Source organism: Paraburkholderia ribeironis (assembly GCF_900019265.1).
GTDB lineage: Bacteria > Pseudomonadota > Gammaproteobacteria > Burkholderiales > Burkholderiaceae > Paraburkholderia > Paraburkholderia ribeironis.
Window position 1 is genome coordinate 1 of sequence record NZ_CYGX02000161.1, and the last position, 903, is coordinate 903.

The window sequence follows — 903 nt, forward strand, 5'->3', positions numbered from 1 at the left end:
TCGAGATCGGTCGGCCGATGGGCAGATGATTGCCGGAATTCGTTTCTGACACTTCATACGTGGTAGAAAAGGTCGTGCTCTCGGTGGGACCATAGCAGTGGATGAGTTTTTCCGGTCCCCTATGCTTTAGCAATGCTCCAAAAATCTCATGTTTTTCCTGTTCTCCCCCACAGAGCAAAAATCGCAGTCGAGCAAAGGTTGATCCAATTTCGGGAACAAATTGGTTGAATAAAGCGGTTGTGATGAACAGCGCGGTGACTTTGCCTCGGCTAATGATTTCAGCCAGGCCTCGAGCATCAAGGACTTGATGGCGATCGACAATAATCACTGTGCCACCGTTGAGCAGTGGTCCCCATACTTCAAAAGTGCTGGCATCGAAGGCGGGATTTGCCGTAAAGGCGACCCTATCATCTAGTCCGATCTTGGCATAGCTGTTGTTCATGACCAGCCGGGCGACCGCTCGATGAGGCACGAGCACCCCCTTGGGGGTACCGGTCGAGCCCGATGTATACATTACATAGGCCGTATCGAGGGCTGCTCCTCTTAGAGCGGGACTTGGCTGAGCGACACCCGAATCGGTTGGCGGCAATACTGCGACTGGGAGGGGTACCTCGGGAACATTCGTGATCAGCAGGCGAGCTGAACAATCGTCAAGGATCCAGGCGTGTCGTTCAGCGGGGCCTTGCGGATCGAGTGGTACGTAGGCGGCGCCAGCTTTCAGGATGGCCAATTGAGCCACGATCAGATCGATTGAACGTTCCAGTAGGGTGGCAACATAATCGCCTGCTCCCACACCGGACACGATCAGACGGTGTGCCAGACGATCAGCTTTCTCATTCAACTCAGCATATTTCAACTGCTGGTTTTCGTGGATCAATGCGATTGCTTCGGGCGTTCGCTCGG

General features: G+C 53.9%; 1 protein-coding gene. It reads right to left on the reverse strand.

The window, feature by feature from the left end; translation table 11 throughout:
• On the reverse strand, positions 1 to 877 hold an 877-nt coding region (locus tag BN2475_RS32705; protein ID WP_245841757.1), incomplete at its 3' end, for an AMP-binding protein.
• Positions 878 to 903 lie beyond the last annotated feature (26 nt).